At 58.3% G+C, this 6805-nt stretch carries 6 protein-coding genes, 1 tRNA gene and 1 rRNA gene; 1 reads left to right on the forward strand and 7 read right to left on the reverse strand.

From position 1 onward, the window contains the following. Nucleotides 1–79: 79 nt before the first annotated feature. The 5 genes from secF to queA all read right to left on the reverse strand — a co-directional run bounded on the left by secF (nucleotide 80) and on the right by queA (nucleotide 5487). Entirely contained in the window at nucleotides 80–994 is a 915-nt protein-coding gene (gene secF / locus CQ041_RS18325; RefSeq protein WP_105523902.1) for a protein translocase subunit SecF, read from the reverse strand. 9 nt (nucleotides 995–1003) lie between these two features. Next, nucleotides 1004–2872, reverse strand: a complete 1869-nt coding sequence (secD, locus tag CQ041_RS18330; RefSeq protein WP_105523903.1) for a protein translocase subunit SecD — start codon at nucleotides 2870–2872, stop codon at nucleotides 1004–1006. Between the two features lie 62 nt (nucleotides 2873–2934). After that, nucleotides 2935–3273, reverse strand: coding sequence for a preprotein translocase subunit YajC (yajC, locus tag CQ041_RS18335; protein WP_003175975.1), 339 nt, complete (start codon nucleotides 3271–3273; stop codon nucleotides 2935–2937). Nucleotides 3274–3316: 43 nt separating this feature from the next. Beyond that, nucleotides 3317–4432, reverse strand: coding sequence for a tRNA guanosine(34) transglycosylase Tgt (gene tgt, locus CQ041_RS18340; RefSeq protein ID WP_003175976.1), 1116 nt, complete (start codon nucleotides 4430–4432; stop codon nucleotides 3317–3319). 5 nt (nucleotides 4433–4437) lie between these two features. Further along, nucleotides 4438–5487 carry a tRNA preQ1(34) S-adenosylmethionine ribosyltransferase-isomerase QueA gene (gene queA / locus CQ041_RS18345; protein ID WP_105523904.1) on the reverse strand — a complete coding sequence of 350 codons (1050 nt, stop codon included), beginning with the start codon at nucleotides 5485–5487 and terminating at the stop codon, nucleotides 4438–4440. A 108-nt stretch (nucleotides 5488–5595) separates the two neighbouring features. Here queA and CQ041_RS18350 point away from each other — a divergent pair. Then, nucleotides 5596–5680, forward strand: a tRNA-Leu gene (locus CQ041_RS18350). A 235-nt stretch (nucleotides 5681–5915) separates the two neighbouring features. Here the strand turns inward: CQ041_RS18350 and CQ041_RS18355 are convergent. After that, on the reverse strand, nucleotides 5916–6467 hold the full coding sequence (locus tag CQ041_RS18355; RefSeq protein WP_105523905.1) for an AAA family ATPase: 552 nt from the start codon (nucleotides 6465–6467) through the stop codon (nucleotides 5916–5918). A gap of 207 nt (nucleotides 6468–6674) precedes the next feature. Continuing rightward, nucleotides 6675–6790: ribosomal RNA gene (rrf, locus tag CQ041_RS18360) — 5S ribosomal RNA — on the reverse strand. Between the last annotated feature and the right edge of the window lie 15 nt (nucleotides 6791–6805).

Here is a 6805-nt window from a genome sequence, read left to right on the forward strand (position 1 = left end):
TACCCAGCCTTGGAGCAAAAAAAAAGGCACGAGTTCAATACTCGTGCCTTTCTTGTAACAGCGAATCAACAACCACCCATCAAGGGCGGTCATCGACCTCCTTGCCAGTCGCGGCAGGCGGGATCAGGTCTTCGCTGCTGAGGTTCAGCCAGATCAGCACCACGTTGGCGATGTAGATCGACGAGTAGGTACCCGCCAGAACGCCGATGAACAGCGCCAGGGAGAAGCCCCACAGGTTGTCGCCACCGAAGATCATCAGCGCCGCAATCGCCAGCAAGGTGGAGATCGATGTCGCCATGGTCCGCAGCAGGGTCTGGGTGGTGGAGATGTTGATATTCTCGATCAACGACGCCTTGCGCAGTACGCGGAAGTTCTCACGAACCCGGTCGAATACCACGATGGTGTCGTTGAGGGAGTAACCGATGATCGCCAGCACGGCAGCCAGTACGGTCAGGTCGAATGTGATCTGAAAGTACGCCAGGATGCCCACGGTCACGATCACGTCGTGAATCAGCGAGACAATCGCGCCGACGCCGAACTTCCACTGAAAGCGGAATGCCAGGTAGATCATGATCCCGACCAGTGCCATCAGCATGCCGAGGCCGCCCTGATCGCGCAGCTCTTCACCCACTTGCGGACCCACGAACTCGACGCGCTTGACCGACGCCGGGTTGTCGCCACCCACCTTCTGCAAGGCTTCGGCGACCTGATGACCCAGCTGCGGGTCTTCACCAGGCATGCGCACCAGCAGGTCGGTAGTGGCACCGAAGTTCTGCACGATGGCTTCGTGATAGCCGGCCTTGACCAGCTCGTTGCGCACCAGGGTAACGTCGGCAGGCTTCTCGTAGGTCAGCTCGATGAGCGTACCGCCGGTGAAGTCCAGGCCGTAGTTCAAACCCTTATGGAACCAGCTGAACAACGCCAGAACGGTAAGGAGCACAGTGACGCCGAACGCAATGTTGCGAACGCCCATGAAGTTGATTGTACGTAACATGGCAGCCCCTTAAATCCACAACTTCTTGAAGTCACGCCCGCCATAGATCAGGTTGACCATTGCGCGGGTCACCATGATGGCCGTGAACATCGAGGTAAAGATACCGAGGGACATGGTGACCGCAAAGCCCTTGACCGGGCCGGTGCCCATGGCAAAGAGAATCCCACCGACCAGCAACGTGGTCAGGTTGGAGTCGAGAATCGCGGTGAATGCCCGGCCGAAACCTTCGTTGATTGCACGTTGCACGGTCATGCCGTTGGCGATTTCCTCACGAATACGCGAGAAGATCAGCACGTTGGCGTCTACCGCCATACCCATGGTGAGTACGATACCGGCGATACCCGGCAGGGTCAGTGTGGCGCCCAGCAACGACATCAAGGCCAGCAGCATCACCATGTTGCCTGCCAGGGCCACGGTGGCGATGACGCCGAAGAAGCGGTAGATGGCGATGATGAACAGGGACACGAACAGCATGCCCCACAAGGCCGCGTCGATACCCTTGGTGATGTTGTCCGCACCCAGGCTCGGGCCGATGGTGCGCTCTTCAGCGAAATACATCGGCGCCGCCAGGCCACCCGCACGCAGCAGCAGGGCCAGTTCCGAGGATTCGCCCTGGCCGTTCAGGCCAGTGATGCGGAATTGAGCACCCAGTGGCGACTGGATGGTCGCCAGGCTGATGATCTTCTTCTCTTCCTTGAAGGTCTGCACCGGTACGTCTTTCTCGACACCGTTGACCATCTGCTTGGTGTAGGTGGTCACCGGGCGCTGCTCGATGAAGATCACTGCCATGCTGCGACCGACGTTGCTGCGCGTGGCGCGGCTCATCAGTTCGCCGCCGTGGCCATCCAGGCGGATGTTCACTTCAGGGGTACCGTGCTCACCGAAACCGGCCTTGGCGTCGGTCACCTGGTCGCCGGTGATGATCAAGCCACGCTCGATCAACGCCGGAGGACGGTTACCTTCGCGGAACTCGAACTCTTCGGAGGTCGCGCGGGTAGCACCCGGCTCGGCCGCCAGACGGAATTCCAGGTTGGCGGTCTTGCCCAGGATACGCTTGGCTTCAGCGGTGTCCTGCACACCCGGCAGTTCGACCACGATGCGGTTGGCACCCTGGCGTTGAACGATCGGCTCGGCCACACCCAGCTCGTTGACGCGGTTACGTACCGTGGTCAAGTTCTGCTTGATGGAGTATTCGCGGATTTCCGCCAGCTTGGCCGGGGTCATCGCCAGACGCAGCACAGGTTGACCGTTCAGGTCGGCCGGTACGATGTCGAAATCGGTGAAGTTCTTGCGAACCAGAGCACGGGCCTGTTCGCGGGATGCTTCGTCAGAGAAGCCCAGCTGGATGGCACCGTTGAGTTGGGGCAAGCTGCGATAGCGCAGTTTCTCTTTGCGCAGCAGGCTCTTCACGTCGCCTTCGTAGACTTTCAGGCGTGCGTCGAGGGCCTTGTCCATGTCGACTTCCAACAGGAAGTGCACACCACCGGACAAGTCCAGACCCAGCTTCATCGGGTGCGCGCCAATGCTGCGCAGCCATTGTGGCGTGGTCTGTGCCAGGTTGAGCGCGACAACGTAGTCGTCACCCATGGCCTTGCGCACGACATCCTTGGCCGGCAATTGGTCTTCTGCCTTAGTCAGGCGCAACAAGCCGCCCTTCGCATCAGCCGCCAACGTTGCCGCCTTGACCTGGATACCCGCGTCAACGAGCGCTTTGCTCGCGCGTTCCAGGTCGGCCTGATTGACCTGCAGCGAAGTGCTGGCGCCAGTGATCTGGATCGCCGGGTCATCAGGGTAGAGATTGGGAGCGGAATAAATAAAACCGATCGCCAGCACCGCCAGGATCAGTACGTATTTCCACAGAGGGTATTTGTTCAGCATCACGCCGCCCGCTTATAACGCGGGGCGCCTTGCGCGCCCCGTCGATTGGTAAAGGTTGTTACTTAGATCGCTTTCAGCGTGCCTTTTGGCAGCGTGGCGGCGATGGCGCCCTTCTGGAACTTCATTTCTACGGTGTCGGAGACTTCCAGTACCACGAAAGCGTCGGAAACCTTGGTGATCTTGCCGGCGATACCGCCGGTGGTCACAACTTCGTCGCCTTTTTGCAGGCTGCCCAGCAGGTTCTTCTGCTCTTTGGCGCGCTTGGCCTGTGGACGCCAGATCATCAGGTAGAAGATGACCAGGAAGCCGACCAGGAAAATCCACTCGAAACCACCGCCCATAGGGCCGGCAGCAGCAGGCGCAGCGGCGTCAGCCATGGCGTTAGAGATAAAAAAGCTCATTTAGCACTCCAGTTGCAAATAGTGAATCTTAGGGTCGGAAAACTCAGTCCAAGGGCGGCACAGGGAGGCCACGCTTGGCATAGAAGGCATCGACGAAGGCGGCCAATGTACCCTGTTGAATAGCCTCGCGCAAACCAGCCATCAGGACTTGGTAGTGACGCAAATTGTGGATGGTATTCAACATGCTACCCAGCATTTCCCCGCATTTGTCCAGATGGTGCAGATAAGCACGGGAGAAGTTCTGGCAGGTGTAGCAATCGCAGGTCGGATCCAGCGGCGAATCATCATGGCGATGGAACGCGTTACGGATCTTCAGCACGCCTGTATCGATGAACAGATGCCCATTGCGGGCATTACGGGTTGGCATCACGCAATCGAACATGTCCACACCGCGGCGCACACCCTCTACGAGATCTTCCGGTTTGCCAACGCCCATAAGGTAACGAGGTTTGTCAGCCGGCATCAGGCCCGGCAGATAATCCAGCACCTTGATCATCTCGTGCTTGGGCTCGCCCACCGACAGGCCACCGATGGCCAGGCCGTCAAAACCGATCTTGTCGAGGCCTTCCAACGAGCGTTTGCGCAGGCTTTCGTGCATGCCGCCCTGAACGATACCGAACAGCGCTGCCGTGTTGTCGCCATGGGCATTCTTCGAACGCTGGGCCCAGCGCAGGGAGAGCTCCATGGAGATGCGTGCCACGTCTTCATCGGCCGGGTACGGCGTGCATTCATCAAAAATCATCACGATGTCGGAGCCGAGGTCGCGCTGCACCTGCATCGACTCTTCCGGGCCCATGAACACTTTGGAGCCATCCACCGGCGAGGCGAAGGTCACGCCCTCTTCCTTGATCTTGCGCATCGCGCCCAGGCTGAACACCTGGAAACCACCGGAGTCGGTGAGGATCGGGCCCTGCCACTTCATGAAGTCATGCAGGTCGCCATGTTTCTTGATCACTTCCGTGCCCGGCCGCAGCCATAAGTGGAAGGTGTTGCCGAGGATGATCTCGGCGCCGGTGGCGACGATGTCACGGGGCAACATGCCCTTGACGGTGCCGTAGGTGCCAACCGGCATGAACGCCGGGGTCTCCACAGTGCCGCGCGGGAAGGTCAGGCGGCCACGACGGGCCTTGCCGTCAGTGGCCAATAATTCGAACGACATACGACTCATAGTTGTTCCTCTGGGCCGCGCGGCGCCGGGTTACGGGTGATAAACATCGCATCACCGTAGCTGAAAAAACGGTATTCGTTGGCGATGGCAGCTTGGTAAGCCGCCATGGTTTCCGGGTAACCGGCAAATGCCGACACCAGCATCAACAGCGTGGATTCGGGCAAATGGAAATTGGTCACCAGGCAGTCCACTACATGGAAGGGGCGGCCTGGAAAGATAAAGATGTCGGTGTCGCCACTGAACGGCTTGAGCACGCCATCACGCGCCGCGCTCTCCAGAGAACGCACGCTGGTGGTACCCACCGCCACGACACGCCCGCCGCGCGCTTTGCACGCCGCCACGGCATCCACCACTTCCTGGCTGACTTCCAGCCACTCGCTGTGCATATGATGGTCTTCGATCTTGTCCACACGCACCGGCTGAAACGTGCCGGCCCCCACGTGCAGGGTCACATAGGCCGTCTCGACGCCTTTTGCAGCGATAGCATCCAGCAGCGGCTGATCGAAGTGCAGACCTGCGGTGGGTGCGGCAACGGCACCCAGCCGCTGGGAGTACACCGTCTGATAGCGCTCGCGGTCCGAATCCTCATCGGGACGGTCGATGTAGGGTGGCAGCGGCATGTGGCCGACGCGCTCCAACAACGGCAACGCTTCTTCGGCGAACTTGAGCTCGAACAGCGCGTCATGGCGAGCCACCATCTCGGCTTCACCCCCTCCGTCGATCAAGATGCTCGAACCGGGTTTCGGCGACTTGCTGGAGCGCACATGAGCGAGCACGCGGTGGCTGTCCAGCACCCGCTCGACCAGGATTTCCAACTTGCCGCCGGAAGCTTTCTGGCCAAACAGCCGCGCCGGAATCACCCGGGTATTGTTGAACACCATCAGATCGCCCGGGCGCAAATGCTCAAGCAAATCAGTGAATTGACGGTGTGCGAGGGCACCGCTCACCCCGTCCAGGGTCAGCAGTCGACTGGCGCGACGCTCGGCCAAAGGGTGGCGAGCAATCAGCGAATCAGGGAGATCAAAAGTAAAGTCAGCAACGCGCATGATGGAGTTCGTCTAGCAGGGCCGGGAAGTCTAGCGGAAATAGTCAAAATTGACCATGAAAGGTGATTGACCAACGGTAATCTCATCTCTATACTTCGCCGCCATTGAGCCCTGATGGCGGAATTGGTAGACGCGGCGGATTCAAAATCCGTTTTCGAAAGGAGTGGGAGTTCGAGTCTCCCTCGGGGCACCATCTTAAAAAAAGACCTTGAAATTCAAGGTCTTTTTTTTCGCCTGTAGAAAAGTGCTGTGCCATCTGAATCAGCTTCTCAAATGAAAACCGTCAGAAACCCATACGCTTTGTCGCACGCACCAGGACGAATACGTTATCGCGCTGATACCGAGACCTATCAACAGCGTCACAGGCCGCTGGAGAGCGTGGTGCGGCGACTGGTGAGGTATATACATGCGTACCTGGTGGTGATTTTTCAGAAACTGGTGTTTTTCAGCATCTTTTCGTCAGGAGATTTACCGATACCGTCTAGAAATAGCTTCGCCTGACGGTTGGAGCGTAGACATACAACACGGCATCCCGATGGGGCGGATATCGTGAGCAGTTTCATCTTTGCACGCGCAGTTTTGCGCGTAGCCCACATGAAGCTGAAAAAAGCTGGAAGGTTCCGGAGCCGCTCGGGACAGTTTTCTGGAAGATCAGGCCGAGTATCACCTCGCTGGTACAACGCCCTGAGAAGCACACGCCAGAATCGCAGCGCTGACGCGCGATCAATCCATATCAAGACATCGGCCCGGGCAATACGACTGCCCCAGGTGACGGAATGGCCACCTTCAAATATCCAACAGTCGCGGGCCTCGACCTCGTGGCATAGGCGCGTCTTCTCTTGCGTGGTTCGCTCGACCCAACCAGCCTGCCAATGAATCTTATCGATGTGGATGACAGGCAGCTTGGTGCGCTCACCCAACGCCCGAGCAAAGGTGGATTTTCCTGACCCTGGCTGGCCAATAATCATGACACGCTGCATGTGCACTCCATTTGGTTGCAACTGCGAACAGCACTGCGGTTGCGCAGCCATCATTGAAGAAGACGCGTGAGTCTAGCAGCCAATAAACCTCAGATACCGGATGCCAGCAGGCTGAAGTCATGTAGCCAAACCTGATAGAGCTTCGCGTTTTTCTCGCGCCCAAAACAAAACCCCATCTGCTTTCGCAAATGGGGTTTCGGAATTTAATCTTGACGATGACCTACTCTCACATGGGGAAACCCCACACTACCATCGGCGATGCATCGTTTCACTGCTGAGTTCGGGATGGGATCAGGTGGTTCCAATGCTCTATGGTCGTCAAGAAATTCGGGTACTGA

Origin of the sequence: Pseudomonas sp. MYb60 (genome assembly GCF_002979555.1) — a bacterium.
Lineage (GTDB): Bacteria > Pseudomonadota > Gammaproteobacteria > Pseudomonadales > Pseudomonadaceae > Aquipseudomonas.

Excerpts from the sequence above, each read along its gene's own strand:
- secF (WP_105523902.1), bottom strand. The coding sequence starts at position 994 with ATGTTACGTACAATCAACTTCATGGGCGTTCGCAACATTGCGTTCGGC.
- secD (WP_105523903.1), bottom strand. The coding sequence starts at position 2,872 with ATGCTGAACAAATACCCTCTGTGGAAATACGTACTGATCCTGGCGGTG.
- yajC (WP_003175975.1), bottom strand. The coding sequence starts at position 3,273 with ATGAGCTTTTTTATCTCTAACGCCATGGCTGACGCCGCTGCGCCTGCT.
- tgt (WP_003175976.1), bottom strand. The coding sequence starts at position 4,432 with ATGTCGTTCGAATTATTGGCCACTGACGGCAAGGCCCGTCGTGGCCGC.
- queA (WP_105523904.1), bottom strand. The coding sequence starts at position 5,487 with ATGCGCGTTGCTGACTTTACTTTTGATCTCCCTGATTCGCTGATTGCT.
- CQ041_RS18355 (WP_105523905.1), bottom strand. The coding sequence starts at position 6,467 with ATGCAGCGTGTCATGATTATTGGCCAGCCAGGGTCAGGAAAATCCACC.